This is a genomic window from Borrelia nietonii YOR (assembly GCF_023035795.1).
Lineage (GTDB): Bacteria > Spirochaetota > Spirochaetia > Borreliales > Borreliaceae > Borrelia > Borrelia hermsii.
Window position 1 is genome coordinate 504,177 of record NZ_CP073148.1, and the last position, 13,848, is coordinate 518,024.

The 13,848-nt window shown below is 32.4% G+C and carries 25 protein-coding genes; 24 read left to right on the forward strand and 1 reads right to left on the reverse strand.

What is annotated here, in order from left to right; translation table 11 throughout:
* Window position 1 precedes the first annotated feature (1 nt).
* The 24 genes from rplV to bhYOR_RS02545 all read left to right on the forward strand — a co-directional run bounded on the left by rplV (window position 2) and on the right by bhYOR_RS02545 (window position 13,021).
* Complete coding sequence (gene rplV, locus bhYOR_RS02430) at window positions 2-364, forward strand: 50S ribosomal protein L22 (protein WP_025399807.1); 363 nt, start codon at window positions 2-4, stop codon at window positions 362-364.
* A 3-nt stretch (window positions 365-367) separates the two neighbouring features.
* Complete coding sequence (gene rpsC / locus bhYOR_RS02435; protein WP_025399808.1) at window positions 368-1,198, forward strand: 30S ribosomal protein S3; 831 nt, start codon at window positions 368-370, stop codon at window positions 1,196-1,198.
* Window positions 1,199-1,217: 19 nt separating this feature from the next.
* Window positions 1,218-1,634, forward strand: a complete 417-nt coding sequence (gene rplP / locus bhYOR_RS02440; RefSeq protein WP_025399809.1) for a 50S ribosomal protein L16 — start codon at window positions 1,218-1,220, stop codon at window positions 1,632-1,634.
* 3 nt (window positions 1,635-1,637) lie between these two features.
* On the forward strand, window positions 1,638-1,838 hold the full coding sequence (rpmC, locus tag bhYOR_RS02445; protein WP_025399810.1) for a 50S ribosomal protein L29: 201 nt from the start codon (window positions 1,638-1,640) through the stop codon (window positions 1,836-1,838).
* Between the two features lie 5 nt (window positions 1,839-1,843).
* Window positions 1,844-2,098 carry a 30S ribosomal protein S17 gene (gene rpsQ / locus bhYOR_RS02450; protein WP_025434054.1) on the forward strand — a complete coding sequence of 85 codons (255 nt, stop codon included), beginning with the start codon at window positions 1,844-1,846 and terminating at the stop codon, window positions 2,096-2,098.
* 30 nt (window positions 2,099-2,128) lie between these two features.
* Window positions 2,129-2,497: a 50S ribosomal protein L14 gene (rplN, locus tag bhYOR_RS02455; protein ID WP_025399812.1), complete on the forward strand. Its 369-nt coding sequence runs from the start codon at window positions 2,129-2,131 to the stop codon at window positions 2,495-2,497.
* 10 nt (window positions 2,498-2,507) lie between these two features.
* Window positions 2,508-2,813: a 50S ribosomal protein L24 gene (gene rplX / locus bhYOR_RS02460; RefSeq protein WP_025434055.1), complete on the forward strand. Its 306-nt coding sequence runs from the start codon at window positions 2,508-2,510 to the stop codon at window positions 2,811-2,813.
* Window positions 2,814-2,816: 3 nt separating this feature from the next.
* Complete coding sequence (rplE, locus tag bhYOR_RS02465; RefSeq protein ID WP_025434056.1) at window positions 2,817-3,365, forward strand: 50S ribosomal protein L5; 549 nt, start codon at window positions 2,817-2,819, stop codon at window positions 3,363-3,365.
* Window positions 3,366-3,379: 14 nt separating this feature from the next.
* A complete protein-coding gene (locus tag bhYOR_RS02470) occupies window positions 3,380-3,565 on the forward strand; it encodes a type Z 30S ribosomal protein S14 (protein WP_025399815.1) in 186 nt (61 codons plus the stop codon).
* A gap of 9 nt (window positions 3,566-3,574) precedes the next feature.
* A complete protein-coding gene (rpsH, locus tag bhYOR_RS02475; protein ID WP_025399816.1) occupies window positions 3,575-3,973 on the forward strand; it encodes a 30S ribosomal protein S8 in 399 nt (132 codons plus the stop codon).
* Between the two features lie 21 nt (window positions 3,974-3,994).
* Window positions 3,995-4,537, forward strand: coding sequence for a 50S ribosomal protein L6 (gene rplF / locus bhYOR_RS02480; RefSeq protein ID WP_025434057.1), 543 nt, complete (start codon window positions 3,995-3,997; stop codon window positions 4,535-4,537).
* A gap of 17 nt (window positions 4,538-4,554) precedes the next feature.
* The gene (rplR, locus tag bhYOR_RS02485; protein ID WP_025399818.1) at window positions 4,555-4,914 is read left to right on the forward strand and encodes a 50S ribosomal protein L18; all 360 of its coding nucleotides are present in this window, start codon (window positions 4,555-4,557) and stop codon (window positions 4,912-4,914) included.
* Between the two features lie 11 nt (window positions 4,915-4,925).
* On the forward strand, window positions 4,926-5,420 hold the full coding sequence (gene rpsE / locus bhYOR_RS02490; protein WP_086936081.1) for a 30S ribosomal protein S5: 495 nt from the start codon (window positions 4,926-4,928) through the stop codon (window positions 5,418-5,420).
* 3 nt (window positions 5,421-5,423) lie between these two features.
* The gene (rpmD, locus tag bhYOR_RS02495) at window positions 5,424-5,735 is read left to right on the forward strand and encodes a 50S ribosomal protein L30 (RefSeq protein ID WP_025399820.1); all 312 of its coding nucleotides are present in this window, start codon (window positions 5,424-5,426) and stop codon (window positions 5,733-5,735) included.
* Window positions 5,728-6,165, forward strand: a complete 438-nt coding sequence (gene rplO / locus bhYOR_RS02500; RefSeq protein ID WP_025399821.1) for a 50S ribosomal protein L15 — start codon at window positions 5,728-5,730, stop codon at window positions 6,163-6,165. The genes rpmD and rplO overlap by 8 nt, the downstream gene beginning before the upstream one ends.
* Before the next feature lie 12 nt (window positions 6,166-6,177).
* On the forward strand, window positions 6,178-7,482 hold the full coding sequence (gene secY, locus bhYOR_RS02505; protein WP_025399822.1) for a preprotein translocase subunit SecY: 1,305 nt from the start codon (window positions 6,178-6,180) through the stop codon (window positions 7,480-7,482).
* Between the two features lie 9 nt (window positions 7,483-7,491).
* Window positions 7,492-7,605, forward strand: coding sequence for a 50S ribosomal protein L36 (rpmJ, locus tag bhYOR_RS02510; protein WP_002557090.1), 114 nt, complete (start codon window positions 7,492-7,494; stop codon window positions 7,603-7,605).
* Between the two features lie 9 nt (window positions 7,606-7,614).
* A complete protein-coding gene (gene rpsM / locus bhYOR_RS02515; RefSeq protein WP_025434058.1) occupies window positions 7,615-7,992 on the forward strand; it encodes a 30S ribosomal protein S13 in 378 nt (125 codons plus the stop codon).
* 30 nt (window positions 7,993-8,022) lie between these two features.
* Complete coding sequence (rpsK, locus tag bhYOR_RS02520) at window positions 8,023-8,412, forward strand: 30S ribosomal protein S11 (RefSeq protein WP_012422262.1); 390 nt, start codon at window positions 8,023-8,025, stop codon at window positions 8,410-8,412.
* A 15-nt stretch (window positions 8,413-8,427) separates the two neighbouring features.
* Window positions 8,428-9,459 (forward strand): DNA-directed RNA polymerase subunit alpha, encoded by a 1,032-nt coding sequence (locus bhYOR_RS02525; RefSeq protein ID WP_025434060.1) that lies wholly within the window; start codon window positions 8,428-8,430, stop codon window positions 9,457-9,459.
* 18 nt (window positions 9,460-9,477) lie between these two features.
* Window positions 9,478-9,849, forward strand: a complete 372-nt coding sequence (rplQ, locus tag bhYOR_RS02530; protein WP_025434061.1) for a 50S ribosomal protein L17 — start codon at window positions 9,478-9,480, stop codon at window positions 9,847-9,849.
* A gap of 77 nt (window positions 9,850-9,926) precedes the next feature.
* Entirely contained in the window at window positions 9,927-11,468 is a 1,542-nt protein-coding gene (gene rny, locus bhYOR_RS02535) for a ribonuclease Y (RefSeq protein ID WP_025399825.1), read from the forward strand.
* The gene (locus bhYOR_RS02540) at window positions 11,458-12,249 is read left to right on the forward strand and encodes a TIGR00282 family metallophosphoesterase (protein WP_025399826.1); all 792 of its coding nucleotides are present in this window, start codon (window positions 11,458-11,460) and stop codon (window positions 12,247-12,249) included. Before rny ends, bhYOR_RS02540 begins: the two co-directional genes overlap by 11 nt.
* The gene (locus bhYOR_RS02545; protein ID WP_025399827.1) at window positions 12,230-13,021 is read left to right on the forward strand and encodes a TlyA family RNA methyltransferase; all 792 of its coding nucleotides are present in this window, start codon (window positions 12,230-12,232) and stop codon (window positions 13,019-13,021) included. Before bhYOR_RS02540 ends, bhYOR_RS02545 begins: the two co-directional genes overlap by 20 nt.
* Here bhYOR_RS02545 and bhYOR_RS02550 read toward each other — a convergent pair.
* On the reverse strand, window positions 13,018-13,776 hold the full coding sequence (locus bhYOR_RS02550; protein ID WP_025399828.1) for a GerMN domain-containing protein: 759 nt from the start codon (window positions 13,774-13,776) through the stop codon (window positions 13,018-13,020). The genes bhYOR_RS02545 and bhYOR_RS02550 overlap by 4 nt on opposite strands.
* Window positions 13,777-13,848: the final 72 nt, after the last annotated feature.

Consider the following 13,848-nt stretch of genomic DNA (forward strand, 5'->3'; position numbering starts at 1 on the left):
TATGTTTGTAAATAGAAGATATACTGCAAGAGGCAAGAATTTGCCATCTTCTCCAAAAAAAGTAAGGCCTATAGCCGATAATATACGAGGCAAACCTTATATTGAGGCTGTTGCAATACTTTATTCTATGCCCAATAAAGGTGCTAAACTTTTAGGTAAAGTGGTCAAGTCAGCAGCATCGAATGCTATGTATCATAATAGGAATCTTTCTGAAGATATGATATTTGTAAAGACAGTCATGGTAGACGATGGAAGAAAGCGTAGGAGCATTTGGCCTAGAGCTAGAGGTAGAGCAGATAGGCTTGTTAATAGAAGTTGTCATATTTTTGTCGAAGTTTATGAAAAGATGTATGGTGGAGAATAAGATATGGGTCAAAAAGTACATCCTTACAGTTTAAGAATTAAGATTAATAGGGATTGGAAATCAAAGTGGTATTTTGATAAAAAATTATACTCTGAGATTCTTCACGAAGATTTCTTAATAAGACGAGAAATTATGAAGTTTTTTAAAGGCATTAAATTTGATATTTCCGACATAGAAATTATTAGAAATAATCTTCAAAGAGTGACAGTAGTAGTCTCTACTCCAAGACCTGGTTCTGTTATTGGAGTTAAGGGCGCCAATCTTGAAAAAATTGGGCAGTTATTAACTAGAAAAATATCTAAAAAGATTAATATTAAAATAAAAGAGATTAAGAAGCCAGAATTTGATGCACAAATTGTTGCTAATGGGATAGCAAAGCAGCTTGAGAATAGAGCTTCTTATAGGAAACTTTTAAAGTCTTCACTTTTATCTTCTATTTCCAAAGGTGTTCAAGGTGCAAAAATAAAAGTCTCAGGCAGACTTGGTGGGGCTGAGATTGCCAGAAATTTTGAAGTTAAAGAAGGACGGATTCCTTTACATACTCTTAGGGCTAATATAGACTATGGTTTTGCTGAGGCTCAGACAACTTATGGTGTTATTGGTGTTAAAGTTTGGTTGTTTAAGGGAGAAGTTTTAGGAAAACAGACTAATTCAGATGCTGGTCAGGTAATTAACAGAAAATCTTCAAGAGAAAAGAGTGAGCATTTTGGCAAGAGTAGAGTAGATGATAGGGGTAGAAAAGTTTTAAGTGACGATAAATTTTCTAAAGAAAAATTAGAACTTGGATCTAAGTCCAATAATGATTTTAAAAGGAAAAATGGTTCTGATGTCTAGAATCTTTAAGGAGCGTTAAATGTTAAGTCCTAAGAAGGTTAAATATAGAAAAAAGCAAAGAGGAAGACTTTCTGGAGAGGCTCATAAGGGTAACAAAATATCTTTTGGAGAATATGGACTTGTTTCTCTTGATACATATTTTATTACTGCAAGGCAAATTGAAGCAGCCCGTGTTGCTATGACTCGTAGGGTTAAAAGGGGGGGTAAGGTTTGGATCAGAATATTTCCAGATGTACCTTATACCAAGAAGCCTGCTGAAACAAGAATGGGTAAGGGCAAGGGAGGAGTTGATCATTGGAATGCTCCTGTTAAGATTGGGACTGTTATGTTTGAGATGGCTGGAGTGCCTAGAGAACTTGCTGAGGCAGCTATGATGCTTGCCAGTTCTAAGCTCCCGGTTAAGACTGCATTTGTAGTAAGGCGAGATTTGAGGTGAATTATGTTAAAAAAATTTAAGGATCTTACTCTTGAGGATGTAAAAGCTAAGAGATTGGCTTTAAGAAAAGAATATATGGACTTAAGATTTAAGGCTGTGGTTGGTCATGTTGAGAATCCTTTAAAAAGACGGGAGCTGAGGCGAGATATCGCAAGGCTTAATACAATAGTTCATGAATATGCAATAGGTATTAGGAAGGTTTAAGTATTATGGCAAGGGAAAATAAGAAAGAGCTAATTGGAAAGGTTGTTAGTGATAAGATGAGTAAAACAATAGTTGTTGAAATTGTTCAAAGAAAAATGCATCCTATCTATCATAAATACTTAAGAGTGAGTAAACGAGTTAAAGCTCATGATGAGAGAGAAGAATCAAGACTTGGGGATAAGGTAAGAATTATTGAGTCCAGGCCCATTAGTAAAGAGAAAAGATGGATGCTTGGTGAAATTTTGGAGAGGTCAAAGTAATTCCAGTCATTTTTATAGAGGAGATTGATTATGGTGCAGATGCAGACATATTTAACAGTTGCTGATAATACTGGTGGTAAGATTGCACAGTGTATAAAAGTTCTTGGTGGAAGTAAAAGACGATATGCTAGGGTTGGAGACATAATAGTTGTTGCTGTGAAGCAAGCAATTCCCAATTCACCTGTTAAGAAGGGAGATGTGCATAAAGCTGTAGTTGTTAGAACATCAAAAGAGATAAGACGCAAGAATGGGACTTATGTTAGATTTGATGATAATGCATGTGTTATACTTGATGCTAATTTGAATCCAAGGGGCAAGAGAGTTTTTGGACCTGTTGCAAGGGAGCTAAGGGATGCTAACTTTATGAAAGTTGTTTCATTAGCTTCAGAGGTAATATAAGGGGCTATTTATGAAGACAAAATTGAAAGTAGGTGATAATGTAAAGATTCTTTGTGGTAAGGATAGAGGGAAGACGGGTGAAATTGTTAGCATAGATAGAAAAAATCTTAAGGTTGTTGTTAAATCTTGTAATATGGTTAAGAAAGTTATTAAGGCAAGAACCCCTCAAGAGAAGGGCAAGATAATTGATAAGGAAGCACCTGTAGATATTTCAAATGTAATGTTATTTTCAAATGGTATAACTTCAAGAATAGGGATTAAATTTGAAAATAATGAAAAAAAGCGATATCTTAAAAAGAATGGGGAGAATGTTTAGCTTATGAGTTATGTTCCTGAGTTAAAGAGGCATTATAAAAGTAATATTATAAAAGAGCTTGTTAGTGAATTTCACTATAAATCTATTATGCAGGCGCCAAAAATAGAGAAAATTGTTGTTTCTATGGGAGTGGGTGATGCTGTTAAAAATAAAAAGCTTTTAGATTCAGCTATTTCGGAGCTTAGTCAAATTACTGGGCAACGGGCTGTTAAGACAAAGGCTAAGAAAGCCATTGCTGGATTTAAGATTAGACAAGGTCAAGAGATAGGGGCTAAGGTTACGCTTCGGGGTAATATTATGTATGAGTTTTTATATAAGCTTATTAATTTAGCATTGCCTCGTGTTAAAGATTTTAGAGGTGTAAATGGCAATGCTTTTGATGGTAATGGTAATTACTCTTTTGGGATAGCAGAGCAAATAATATTTTCTGAAATAGATTATGATAAAATAGAAAGGATATCTGGCTTGAATATTACAATAGTGACTACGGCTTTAAACGACAAAGAAGGTAAAGCTTTGCTTTCTAAGTTTGGTATGCCATTTAGTAATTAAAGGAGTTTTTATTTATGGCTAAAAAATCAATGATAGTTAAGGCCTTACGAAAGCCAAAATATAAAACAAGACAAAATAATAGATGTAAGTTATGTGGGCGTCCCAAGGGGTATATGAGAGATTTTAGTATGTGTCGTATATGTTTTAGGAAGCATGCATCTGCAGGATTAATTCCTGGTGTCTCAAAATCAAGCTGGTAAGGAGAATTTATGGCTGTTACGCATTCAGTGGGAGATATGTTAACTAAGATAAGAAATGCAAGTAGGGTTAAGCATGAGTCTGTAGACTTAAAGATGTCTAAAATAAATAAGTCTATCTTAGGCATTTTAAAGGAAGAAGGGTATATTAAGAGTTATAATGTTTTTGATAATAAGGGCCTTTCTTTTATTAAGGCAATACTAAATTATGATAATAAGAGAAATCCGGCTATAAATAGAATAGATGCTATTTCAACTCCTGGTAGAAAAGTTTATTCTTCATACAAAAATATGCCAAGAATAAAAAATGGGTATGGCATATTAATAGTGTCTTCTTCAAAAGGTGTTATTACTGGTAAGCAAGCTAAAGATAATAAAGTAGGTGGTGAGCTAATTTGCTCAGTTTGGTAAGGTTTAAGAGGTAGGTAAATTATGTCACGTATTGGTAAACTTCCTATAAAGATAGTTGATTCTGTGAAAGTTGATATTAATGACAACATAGTAACAGTTGAGGGCAAGAGAGGCAAATTAAGCCAAGAAATAAAGAGTAGCATTCAGGTTAGAGTTGAGGATAGTAATATTATTGTTGAGCGTTCTTTGGACGATAAACAGACAAGAGCTTTTCATGGGCTTTATAGAAGTTTGATTTCTAATATGGTTAAGGGAGTATCTGATGGATTTTCAAAATCCCTCACTATTAATGGTATAGGGTATAGGGTTGAGCAACAAGGAACGAGTCTTTTCTTTAACTTGGGATATTCAACTCAATTTGAGTATGTAATTCCTGAAGGAATTAATATTCGACTTGATGGTAATATCAAAATTGCTGTTGAGGGTATAGATAAGTGCAGAGTTGGACAGGTTGCTGCTGAGATTAGAAGTTTAAGGGTTCCAGAGCCATATAAGGGTAAAGGGATTAGATATGATAATGAAGTAGGCAGACGAAAAGTAGGAAAATCAGGCGTAAAAAAATAGGTTTTAGGTGAGTATTTATGAAAAAAGTAAAAGAAGCTGAAAAAAGAAATATAAAACGTAAGAAGAGAATAAGAGATAGAATTGGCTTTGGTGTTGCAGATAGGCCTAGGGTTACAGTTTTTAAATCTAATAAATATTTTTATGTTCAAGTCGTTGATGATGTGGCAGGTCATACTCTTGCCAGTGTTTCTACCCTTGAGAAGGACCTTAAATTGAACAAAAATATTGATGATATAAAGAAGCTAGGTGAAGTTCTTGCAAAGAGACTTAAAGATAAGAACATAAGTAGGCTTATTTTTGATAGAAATGGTTATAAATATCATGGCCTTATTGCAAGTTTTGCAACTTCTTTGCGTGAAGCCGGTATTGATGTTTAGGGGGAATTATAGTGGAAGCTCAAGTTCATAAGAAGCAAATAGAGAAATTAATATCATTAAATAGAGTTACTAAGGTTGTAAAGGGTGGGAGAAGGTTTTCTTTTTCTGCTTTTATGGTTGTTGGTGATGGTGAGGGTCATGTTGGCTGGGGATTTGGCAAGGCTAATGATGCTAGTGATGCAATAAAGAAGAGTTTAACTAATGCTAGGAAAAACTTAAGAGCTGTTCCTATTAAAAAGGGTACTCTTCCTAATATGGTCATTGGGGATTTTAAAAAAGCTAAAGTTTTAATTAAACCAGCAACCCAAGGTACTGGTATTATTGCAGGTGGACCTGTTCGTGCTGTCATGGAAGCATTGGGAGTCCATGATATTTTAAGTAAATCTCTTGGTTCAAATAATTCTATGAATGTGGTAAAGGCGACTTTTAAAGCATTTGATTTGGTTTTAGATGCTAGAAAGGTGGCAGCAATAAGAGGTAAAACTTTAAGGACTTTATGGAGTTAGTTTATGATTAAGAGAAAATTACGACTTCAGCTTAAAAAAGCTAGATTTAAAGCGTCAAGATCTAGAGCTAAGAATAGAGCTTTTATTCAGAAAATGGCAATAAATAGAGAAATTCTTGCTAAGAGTGACATTAAGGTCGAAGTTGAGCTTAAGAGAAGTCTTATTGGAAAATTAGATAGTAAGGTTAAGACATTGAAAGCTTTGGGTCTTAAGAGGATAGGAGATAGAAAAATTCATGTTTTAAATAAGTCTCTTAAAGGGATGCTTAATAGTGTAATTAGCATGGTTTTATTAAGTGAGGTAAAAAATGATTAAGCTAAGTAGACCTTCAGGGGCTAATAAGTCTCGAAAAATTGTTGGTAGGGGTCCAGGTTCTGGGCTTGGAAAGACCTCTGGTAGAGGACAAAAGGGACAAAAAGCTAGAAATAGTTCACCAAGGATTGGTTTTGAAGGGGGACAAACTCCTCTTTATAGAAGACTTCCAAGAAGAGGTTTTTCCAATCATGATTATAAGGTAAAGTATGAGATTGTGGGACTTGGGGACATAGATAGAAAATTTGAAACTGGAGATTTAGTAAATTATAGTACTTTGTTAGAAAAAGGGCTTGTAGGCAAGAATAAGAAAAAGATCAAGATTTTGGCTAATGGCGGGCTTACTAAGAAGGTGAATTTTGAAGTTACTCGTATTTCGAAATCCGCTGAGGAATTGGCAACAAAAATTGGTTGTAGTATTAAATTACTTTAGAATGGTAGTGAAATGAAAGGTTTGTTTTTTAATTTATTTTCAATTAAGGATTTAAGGAGCAAATTTTTATTTACTCTGTTTATTCTTTTTATTTTTAGAGTGGGTTCTTACTTGCCAATACCAGGAGTAGATCCTGTAGCTCTTAGAAGTTATTTTAAATCCCAGTCAGATTTTTCAATTACTAATTATTTTGATTTTTTTTCAGGTGGTGCTTTTAGTAATTTTTCCATATTTATGCTTAGCATAGGTCCTTATATTTCAGCATCAATTATTATTCAACTTCTTGTTTATTCTTTTCCTTCTCTTAAGAAGATGCAAGAAGGGGATAATGGAAGGAAAAAAATTAAAAAATACACAAAATATCTAACTATTGTTACTGCAGTAGCCCAAGGATATGCTACTAGTCTTTATGCCAAAAGTATTCCAGGAGCGCTTAATATACCTTTTTATAGGTACATTTTCGTTGCTATTTTGACAGTTACAACAGGTACTTTTGTTCTTTTATGGCTTGGTGAGCAAATTAATCAGAGAGGAATTGGAAATGGTGTATCTTTAATAATCTTTTCAGGAATAGTAGTTAGACTTCAAGCAGCTTTATTTAATCTTTTTCAAAGCATGCGAGATCCATTGCAAAATATTAATCCTGTTTTTGTGATATTAGTGCTAGGTGTTTTTATTTTAGTTGTGATATTGATCATATATGAGTATAAGGCACAAAGACGAATTGCTATTCATTATGCTAGAGCAAACTCCAGGAATACAGTTAGTTCTTATTTACCAATCAAGCTTAACCCGTCAGGTGTTTTGCCTGTTATTTTTGCATCTGTGCTTATTACCTTGCCTTTGCAAATTTTGAGTGGATTTGCTGGAACTTCTGTTATGTCAAGACAAATTTTATCTTATTTAAGACCCAATGGGCTTTATTATACTTTATTGAATGTAGTTTTAATAATAGGATTTACCTATTTTTATTCAAAGATACAATTAAGTCCAAAAGATATAAGTAATAATATTCGAAAAAATGGGGGAACTATTCCGGGTATAAAGGCAGATGAGATGGAGGGTTATTTGGATAAGATTATGAATAGGACATTATTTTCAGGTTCTATTTTTCTGTCTATTATTGCAATTATTCCATTTTTAGTGCAAAATATTTTTAGATTTCCTTATGATGTCTCAAGGATTATGGGTAGTTCTTCATTGCTTATTATGGTAGGAGTAGCTCTTGATACATTAATTCAGATTGATGCATATTTAAAGACCCAAGGATTGTCTCGTGGAACTGGCAAAAAGTATGCTTTTTTGCAGAAAATTTAGGAGTAATTTATGAAAGTTAGAGTAAGTGTAAAGCCAATTTGTGAAAAGTGTAAAGTAATAAAGAGAAAAGGTGTTTTAAGGATTATTTGTGATAATCTTAAACACAAACAAAGACAAAAATAAGGGGAAAAAATGGCTAGAATAGCAGGAATAGATTTGCCAAATAACAAACAACTTCAGATTGCTCTTACGTCTATTTATGGAATAGGAAGAGCTAGAGCTTTAGAAATTTGTGAAAAAACAGGTGTTTTGCCAGATAAAAGAGCTAAAGATTTGGATAATGATGAAGTTAATAAGCTTAGAAAAATAATTGAGAGTGAGTATGTTGTTGAGGGGAAGCTTAGAAGTGAGTTAGCTATGTCTATTAAAAGGCTTATGGATATTGCATGTTATAGGGGACTTAGACATAGAAAAGGTTTACCCTTAAGAGGTCAGAGAACTAAAACTAATGCAAGAACTAGGAAGGGCAAGAGAAAAACTGTAGCTAATAAGAAGATGGCTTCTAAATAAAGTTGTTTTGCTTATGGAGGAGGGAGAAGCTTGAGTGCAAAAGTATCAACTAATAAAAAAAAGGTAAAAAGAAGTATTGGCGAAGGCAATGTTTATATACAGGCTACTTTTAATAATACAATCGTGACTGTATCAGACATAAGGGGAAATACTTTAGCTTGGGCAAGCGCAGGTGGAATGGGCTTTAAGGGTGCTAAAAAATCAACCCCTTATGCTGCTCAGATGACTGCAGAAGCGGCTTTAGGCAAGGTTAAGGATTTTGGTATTAATTATGTTCATGTTTTTGTTAAAGGTCCAGGAATTGGTAGAGAGTCTGCCATACGAGCTGTTGGATCAACAGGTATCATTGTTAAATCAATCTCAGATGTTACTCCAATACCGCATAATGGGTGTAGACCTAAGAAAACTAGACGAGTTTAGTTGGAGGAGCTATTGATGTCTTTAGGAAAACTTTTAAAAGATTTTACTATACCTGATAGGATTGAGTTTTTAAGGGGAGAGGATGATGGCTCTTATGGAAAATTTATAATATATCCTTTTGAGAAAGGTTTTGGTGTTACTATTGGTAATACTTTAAGACGAGTTTTGCTATCTTCTATTGAAGGATATGCTATTTCTGCTATGAGAATTCAGTCTAATCAAGGTGGATCTTTAAAGATTGTTTCAAGTGAATTTGATTTAATACCTGGTGTTGTAGAAGATACTCTTGAAGTAATTGCTAATATTAAAAATATTCATTTAAAGTTAGATGAGGGAGTTAAGAGTGCGACAATAAGTGTTTCTGTTAATGGGAAAGATACTAATGTTTTAAAGGCAGTTCATCTTGAAAGAGAAGGTGTTGAGGTTTGTAATAAAGATTTAGTTATTGCTACGCTTTCAAGTGAGGCGAATTTGGATTTTGAATTTCAAGTTGATTATGGAAGAGGGTATGTTTCTTCTGAACATAATGCTAAGTATTTAGAAGAAGTTAATACCATTGCACTTGATTCTATATTCTCTCCAATAGAAAAGGTGACATATTCTGTTGAAGATACTAGAGTTGGACAGAGATCTGATTATGATAAGCTTGTTATGGAGATCTGGACAACAGGTGTAATTAGTGCTAAGGATGCAATTAAAAAGGCGGCGTCTATAATAAGGGAGTTTTTACTTCCATTGGTTAATTTTGAAGATAAAGTTGTACATTCTGTTGATGATTCTGAATTTAGAGATTCTGATATACTTAACATAAATATTGAGAAATTAAATTTATCTGTTAGATCTCTTAATTGTTTAACCAAGGAAAATGTTAAGACTTTAGGAGAGCTTATTAGCAAGAGTTCAGAGGAACTTTCAAAGGCAAGAAACTTTGGAAATAAAAGTTTAGAGGAAATAGTTGAAAAACTTAGTGTTTATGGATTATTTTTGGGAATGTCTAAGACAGAAGCTTTAAAAATATTGAATAAAAACGATAAAATATCTCATTAGAAGGGAGACCATTTTTATATGAAGACTAAGGTAGGATTTAATAGGTTAAATAGGAAATCAAGTCATAGAAAGGCGCTTTTGAAAAATATGGTAATTTCTCTTTTTAAGCATGAAAAAATAACTTCTACTAAGGCAAAGTTGCGTGAAGTTAAGAGATTTGCGGAGAAGTTAATTACAAGAGCTAAAATTGATAGCGTGCATAATAGGAGAGAAGTGTCAAAATTTATACATGATAAATTTATTCTTAATAAATTATTTACTAAAATTTCCCCTATCTTTAAAGAAAGAAAGGGTGGTTATGTTAGGGTTATTAAGCTAGGACGAAGGTATGGAGATGCAGCTGAGATGGCAATTCTTGAACTAGTTGATAAAACCTTAGAAGAAAAGTAATAGTCTTACATATTAAATATGTCCTTCTTCTAAAGGATTTATATTTAATTGGTTTGGTGGAATAGGGGGTAAATTGTATGTCATATATTACTTTTTCTTCTATTCTTGCTGGTATTTTAGGTATTGTATTAGGTTTTGTAATAAGGATTATTTTAGGTAAATTTTCTTTATTAAATTTAGATAAAAAGCTAAAGAAGGTACAAGAAGAGGCAATCTTAGAGATAGAAAATGAGAGAAAACGAGTTATTTCACATACAAAAGCTCAAATGCTTAAAGAGAAAAATCAGCAAGATAGGGAAATAAGAGAACGAAAAAATGAAGTTTTTAATTTAGAGAGAAGATTATTACAAAGAGAAGAGACTTTAGATAAGAGAATATCAGCTCTTGATAAGCAGCAGAGTAGGATTGATTTTAAGCTTAAGGAATTTGAGCAAAAAGAAAAAATTATACGAGATAAGGAATTATCTCTTGTTAAAAAGTTAGAAAATATTGCCGGTCTTACAAAAGAAGAAGCAAGAAAGATTGTAATTGAAAGGGTTGAAAATGAATCTAAAAGAGATGTTCAGGTAATTATTAATAAAAGTGAGCAAGAGGCTCAACTTTTAGCGGATAAGGTGGCTAAAGATATATTGGTTTCTACTATGCAACGCATAGTAACAGAGGTCAGCTCTGAGTTTACAGTTACTTCTGTTGAACTGCCTAATGATGAGATGAAAGGTAGAATCATTGGAAAAGAAGGACGTAATATTAGAGTTCTTGAAACATTAATAGGTGCAGATATTATTATTGATGATACTCCTGAGGCTGTTGTTATATCTTGTTTTGATCCAGTAAGAAAAGAAATAGCTAAAAGGACTCTTGAAAGACTTGTTGCAGACGGGAGAATTCATCCTGCAAGAATTGAAGAGATTGTTTATAGTGTTACTAATGAGATCAATAATATTATTCTTGAGGAAGGCGAGAAGGCAGTATTTGATTTAAATATACATGGATTTGATAAAAGACTGATTAGAGGTCTTGGAAGGCTTTATTTTAGAAGCAGTTATGGTCAGAACGTTTTAAGTCATTCAAAAGAAACAGCAATAATCGGAGAAATTTTAGCTAAAGAGATGAAATTAGATCCTGTTGTTGTTAAAAGGGCATGTCTTTTACATGATATTGGAAAGGGCATGGAGAGTATTTCTGAGAATAGTGAGGGACATGCTATTACAGGTGCTGAGCTTGCTCAGAGTTGTGGAGAGAGCGATATTGTTGTCAATGCTATTGCTGCACATCATAATGAAATAAAGCCTGAAAGTTTTGAGGCTATCATTGTTCAAATAGCTGATGCTATTTCCGCATCTCGTCCTGGTGCAAGACGTGAGAGTTTAAATAATTACATAAGTAGACTTAAGAGACTTGAAGAGATTGCGTATGGATTTGAGGGTGTTCAAAAATGTTATGCAATTCAGGCGGGTCGTGAAGTTAGAATCATTGTTGATAATTTATTGGTTAATGATGAGAAAGCTACTATGCTTGCAAGAGATATTGCAAAGAAAATAGAAATTGAGATGAGGTATCCTGGTAAAATAAAAGTTACTATTATTCGTGAGACTAGAGTTATTGAGTATGCAAGATAATGATGTTATTAGAGCGTTGATAATTGGAGATATCATAGGTGATGGGGGACTTAAAAAGATTTTTTTTAATCTTAAGAGCCTTAAAGAGAAGTACAATATAGATTTGACAATTGTTAATGGAGAGAATTCCTCAGGTGGTTTTGGAATTACTCCAGAGATAGCGGAAAATCTTTTTAAGGCAGGTGTAAATGTTATTACTACGGGTAATCATGTTTATGCGGAAAGTAGTATAAGAGAATATTTGGATAAACAAGAGTATATTTTAAGACCAAATAATTTTTCAGATCTACTTGAAGGACATGGATATTGTATTTTAAATGTTAAGGGTGAAAAGGTTGCTGTTATAAACATTCAGGGATTTTTAGGAATGACTTTCATTGTTAAAAATCCTTTTGAAAATATAAAAAAAGTTGTAAACATGATTAGGAATAAGGCTAAGACTATTTTTGTTGATTTTCACGCTGAGAGTAATTATGAGAAAGAAAGCTTTGGATATTTTTTAAATGGATTGGTAACGGGGGTTGTTGGTACACATACACATATAATGACACAAGATGAGAGGATTTTGGATAAGGGAACTGCTTATATTAGTGATCTTGGAATGACTGGTAGTTTGAACTCTGTAATAGGGTTTAATCCTGAAATTTCTCTTAAAGGATTACTTGAATATGTAGCTTTACGAACAGAAACCGTTGAAGAGGATGTGATTATACAGGGAGTTGTTATTACTTCTCATTTAAAGACGGGACGTGCTCTGAAAATTGAAAGAATACAGAAATAGTTTATTAAATGTGCTTTGTAAAACTTATCCAAGTTTAACAAGAGAAGAACTCAGAGTTCTGATTTTGACTGGCAGGATATATGTCAATTCTCACAAAGAAAGAAATCCTAAGGTTTTGCTGTTAAGAAATAGTAAAATAGATTTAGTAGAGGATAAATCTAGACAGTTTGTTTCAAGAGGGGGATTTAAACTTTTTGAATCTTTAGAAACATTTAAAATTACAGTTAAAGATAAAATTTGCATTGATGTTGGTGCTTCAACAGGTGGTTTTACGGATTGTCTTTTGCAAAAAGGTGCAAAGTTAGTCTATGCAGTTGATGTTGGATTTAATCAACTCTCTTATAAGCTAAGAGTTGACCCAAGGGTTAGAGTTTTTGAAAAGACTAATATTTTTGATATTAAACAATTTGACATGCAACCTAATTTAGCTGTTATTGATGTCTCTTTTAGATCTGTTGTAAGTATATGTACAAATTTAATTGATAAACTTTCTGATAAGCTTATCGTTGCTCTTGTTAAGCCCCAATTTGAGCTTAAAGGATTACATTTAGATATAAAAGAGTTTAATGGTATAGTTGAAAATAGGTATTTAAGCGAGATATTAGAGAAGGTAATTAGAAAATTTTATGATAATAACTTACAAATTAAAAATATATTAAAACTTACAACCAAGGGACGGAAGGGAAATCAAGAATTTATGTTTTTAGTTGTTAAAGATAGCTCAATAAATCTTGCGCAATCTCTTGCACTTATTGGTGATATTAATTTTTAATATTTTGCGAGTTTTGTGTTATCTAGAATTCCTGAAAAGTTTAAATTTAAATCTTCAAGTATTATTGGATTGTTTTCAATTTTTAAGGTTATTCCATTGATGCCTTGAATTTCAAGACATGTTGAAATAATTTGCTTTATCTGATTGATTGTTCCTTCTACTCCAAAGCTATTTTCATAAAACTCTTTAGATAAATTTATGTGAGCAATTCCATCACTTATACTTAAGTTTAATACTTTGGTATTGATAGGAATTAGACTTAAGAAATTATTTTTAAGTTCATATTCATTCGGACCGTTAATTAGTGCTTTTAATGTTTCTTTAAGAATATTTTTATCATATTGAATAGTTCTCTTAATCCCTTGTTTTAAAAAATGTCCCTCAGCAGTTACTTTTATAAAATATAGCTTAACTTCTTTTTTGTTTTTTAAGTGTTTTTGTTCTTGATATTTAAATTCTTCTTCAATCTTCTGTATTTCAGGTGGCTTGATTAAAAAATTTTCATTACTAAGTATTTTCATAGTTTCATTTTTTGTATTATCTAGTCTTGCTTCTATTTTATTAGGTTTTGATTGACTAAATTCAAAATTGTCATTATTGTCAACTTGTTCATTGAATATATTTTTAATTAGTGAATTTTGAATTATGAGTAATAAGCACAGCCCTGTTAGGAATATTGCAAATAATATTAAAAATATATCTATTTGATTAAATCTACTTTTTTTTCGTTTACTATTCCTTTTTTTTCTTATCAATTAAGCATCCGTTTATAATTGGCATAAAGCTGTAATATTTGATATTATAATAGAAATACCTACATAAAGAAA

Bases quoted from the DNA above. Each gene is read 5' to 3' on its own strand.
- rplR (WP_025399818.1), top strand. From the start codon at position 4,555: ATGAAAAAAGTAAAAGAAGCTGAAAAAAGAAATATAAAACGTAAGAAG.
- rplP (WP_025399809.1), top strand. From the start codon at position 1,218: ATGTTAAGTCCTAAGAAGGTTAAATATAGAAAAAAGCAAAGAGGAAGA.
- bhYOR_RS02540 (WP_025399826.1), top strand. From the start codon at position 11,458: ATGCAAGATAATGATGTTATTAGAGCGTTGATAATTGGAGATATCATA.
- rplX (WP_025434055.1), top strand. From the start codon at position 2,508: ATGAAGACAAAATTGAAAGTAGGTGATAATGTAAAGATTCTTTGTGGT.
- bhYOR_RS02525 (WP_025434060.1), top strand. From the start codon at position 8,428: ATGTCTTTAGGAAAACTTTTAAAAGATTTTACTATACCTGATAGGATT.
- rpsH (WP_025399816.1), top strand. From the start codon at position 3,575: ATGGCTGTTACGCATTCAGTGGGAGATATGTTAACTAAGATAAGAAAT.
- secY (WP_025399822.1), top strand. From the start codon at position 6,178: ATGAAAGGTTTGTTTTTTAATTTATTTTCAATTAAGGATTTAAGGAGC.
- rplV (WP_025399807.1), top strand. From the start codon at position 2: ATGTTTGTAAATAGAAGATATACTGCAAGAGGCAAGAATTTGCCATCT.
- rplQ (WP_025434061.1), top strand. From the start codon at position 9,478: ATGAAGACTAAGGTAGGATTTAATAGGTTAAATAGGAAATCAAGTCAT.
- rpmC (WP_025399810.1), top strand. From the start codon at position 1,638: ATGTTAAAAAAATTTAAGGATCTTACTCTTGAGGATGTAAAAGCTAAG.
- rny (WP_025399825.1), top strand. From the start codon at position 9,927: ATGTCATATATTACTTTTTCTTCTATTCTTGCTGGTATTTTAGGTATT.
- rpsC (WP_025399808.1), top strand. From the start codon at position 368: ATGGGTCAAAAAGTACATCCTTACAGTTTAAGAATTAAGATTAATAGG.
- rpmJ (WP_002557090.1), top strand. From the start codon at position 7,492: ATGAAAGTTAGAGTAAGTGTAAAGCCAATTTGTGAAAAGTGTAAAGTA.
- rpsM (WP_025434058.1), top strand. From the start codon at position 7,615: ATGGCTAGAATAGCAGGAATAGATTTGCCAAATAACAAACAACTTCAG.
- rplN (WP_025399812.1), top strand. From the start codon at position 2,129: ATGGTGCAGATGCAGACATATTTAACAGTTGCTGATAATACTGGTGGT.
- rpsQ (WP_025434054.1), top strand. From the start codon at position 1,844: ATGGCAAGGGAAAATAAGAAAGAGCTAATTGGAAAGGTTGTTAGTGAT.
- bhYOR_RS02470 (WP_025399815.1), top strand. From the start codon at position 3,380: ATGGCTAAAAAATCAATGATAGTTAAGGCCTTACGAAAGCCAAAATAT.
- rpmD (WP_025399820.1), top strand. From the start codon at position 5,424: ATGATTAAGAGAAAATTACGACTTCAGCTTAAAAAAGCTAGATTTAAA.
- rplO (WP_025399821.1), top strand. From the start codon at position 5,728: ATGATTAAGCTAAGTAGACCTTCAGGGGCTAATAAGTCTCGAAAAATT.
- rplE (WP_025434056.1), top strand. From the start codon at position 2,817: ATGAGTTATGTTCCTGAGTTAAAGAGGCATTATAAAAGTAATATTATA.
- rplF (WP_025434057.1), top strand. From the start codon at position 3,995: ATGTCACGTATTGGTAAACTTCCTATAAAGATAGTTGATTCTGTGAAA.